This window comes from Sphingomonas chungangi, from assembly GCF_013778325.1.
GTDB classification, from domain to species: domain Bacteria; phylum Pseudomonadota; class Alphaproteobacteria; order Sphingomonadales; family Sphingomonadaceae; genus Solisphingomonas; species Solisphingomonas chungangi.
Genome location: NZ_JACEIB010000019.1, coordinates 1 through 2,235, shown reverse-complemented (window position 1 = coordinate 2,235; position 2,235 = coordinate 1). Strand labels below are relative to the sequence as shown.

General features: G+C 66.3%; 2 protein-coding genes. One reads left to right on the top strand and one right to left on the bottom strand.

Annotated features, from left to right (window positions below; all coding sequences use genetic code 11):
* Positions 1–120: 120 nt before the first annotated feature.
* The gene (locus HZF05_RS13575) at positions 121–1,467 is read right to left on the bottom strand and encodes an O-antigen ligase family protein (RefSeq protein WP_160365533.1); all 1,347 of its coding nucleotides are present in this window, start codon (positions 1,465–1,467) and stop codon (positions 121–123) included.
* 275 nt (positions 1,468–1,742) lie between these two features.
* Between HZF05_RS13575 and HZF05_RS13570 the strand changes: the two genes are divergently transcribed.
* Positions 1,743–2,132, top strand: coding sequence for a hypothetical protein (locus tag HZF05_RS13570; RefSeq protein WP_160365532.1), 390 nt, complete (start codon positions 1,743–1,745; stop codon positions 2,130–2,132).
* The last annotated feature ends 103 nt before the right edge of the window (positions 2,133–2,235 follow it).

Sequence of the window (2,235 nt, the reverse complement as noted above, 5' to 3'; positions counted from 1 at the left end):
GTCGGGATGAAGCGCGATCTGCTTGTTCATCTGCCGTCCCCTCTAGTCCCTCAACGCACCGCCGCGTAGCTGAATGCCGTCAATACACCCCCACTCCGCTTTCCGTCCACCGCCACCCGCTCAGGCTCCTTCCGCTGCGAAGCCCGGGGGAGGGCTTGCCGGGTAGGATCCGCGCCGCCGGACGCGGATGCGCTCGCGCGGGAGGAAGAGCATGGCATTGGCCAGCGCGAAGATCGACGCGAGCGCGAAGGTGCGCAACGGATAGTCCGTCAGCGAGTGCGCCAGGATGATAAAGATCATCGAAACCGCCGTGTAACGCTGGCTGCGCAGGGGCTTCGGAGCCTCGGCCAGCAGGGTCGCGCCCGCGAGGATCGCATAGGCTGCAATCAGGACGGCGCCGACGATGCCGGTCTCCAGCAGAATTTCCATATAATCGTTGTGGGCGTGGTTGACCCACGTGTCCTGCACCGAGTTCAGATCCTCGAACATCTGGTAGACGGGAACGAACGATCCGATCCCGCTGCCGGTCGGCCAGAAGGCGACCACCGCGGCCCAGGAATTCTTCCAGATTTCGGGACGCTGATCGTCGCCCACCGTGCTGAACCGGGCGAGGAGGCGATGGCCGATCGGAGTCAGCTTCACCAGCGCGAAGGCGACGAGCACGGCGACGGCCAGGCCGGCGAAGGCGATCCAGATGCGCCTGTCCCGGATATCGCCGATCCAGACGACCAGCGTGCCGCCCAGCGCAATGGGCAGCAGCGAGGCGGCCGTGCGCGATTGCGTCGATATCACCGCCAGCGAGAGGAACAGCACGGCGCCCACCATCAACCACATCCGCGTCGGCTCCTTGAGCGGCGAGGAGCGGATCACCTGCGCCGAGGCGGGCAGCGCGATGAGCAGGAGATCACCTTCGTGATTGCGATTGGCGAAGAAGCCGATCGGATAGCCTTCATGCACCTGCGGATAGATATCGAGATGGATCCCGCCGCCTGCGGCGGTCTGGAAGACGCCGAGTATCGCGCTGACCAAGGCGAACCCGACGATGACGAGGAGCAGCTGGTCCCGCCCCGCCGCGCCGACCTGCAGGGTCGCGATGAAGATCGCGGCGGGCACGATCAGCGACAGCGCGGCGAGCTGCGTCTGCTCGGGTGTCAGACTGAAAGGCCGGGCCTGGTCCGAGAGGCCGACCAGGCGCGATATCTCGGCGGGCAGGTCATGCCCAGGCAGGCCGGTCCAGGTGCCGGCCGGCAGCGGTATCAGCTGGACCAGTGGAATGAGGCAGATCAGGACGAGCAGGATCAGGGCGATGCGCGCCTCGCGTGGATACCGGCCATCGACGATGCCGGCCAGCCCGATGGCGCCGAGAAACGCAGCCGGCAGCTCGACGAACATGGAGATATTGGGCGATGTCGGGCCGCCCCCGAGGATACCCCCGAGGACGAAGACGAGAGCGATCAGCCAGACCAAGGATCGTTCCCGCGCGATAATCGCCTCTCTCCCGCCGATCTTTTGAACGCCTCGTCGCGAACAGGCCTACGCGATGCGGCGCCCTGCGTCCATCCGTGCATCTGTTGCGTCGCAGCAATTCGGTCGCATAACTCGCCCGTTTGGTCGACGCGTGCGATCATCGCGGCCGCGTCGGGCGGACCGGTAAGGCGTCACCGGGGGATTGTGACCGAGCCCGCCGTGATCGCCATCGGAGCCAAAGGGTGCTATGGTCGATCGACGACGGGGCGAGAGACATGGCGACGATGATACGATATCCACTGATGGCGATGGCGATCACCGCGCTGGCGAGCCAGGCCGCGCAGGCGCAGATCGACAAATATGATCCCACGACGGGGAAATATGTGACGTCGGATCCGTTCGCGCCTCCGGCGACCGATCCGAGCCCCAACCGGATCAATCGTCGCATCTCGCCTGCCGCTCAGTCGATGGGCGCGCCGGGCGGCCCGCAAACCGCCGGTGCTGCCGCCGGCGGAACGTCCGTCGCGGGCAGCGGTTCGACCGCCGGTTCGACCGGTTCGGCCACGCCGGATCAGCAGTTCGTCACCATGGGCGACATGGCGATGTACGGGGCCCAGTCGAGCTCGGACGATCCCTTCGCCAAGCCGGACTGGTGGCCGCAGTAAGAGGTCGACCGGGCAGCCGTTCCTAGAACGGTTTGTCCAGGGTGATATGTCCGTCGCGCTTGAGCGCCTCGACCGCGCGTTTGACCTGCTGGCTGTCGCCGCG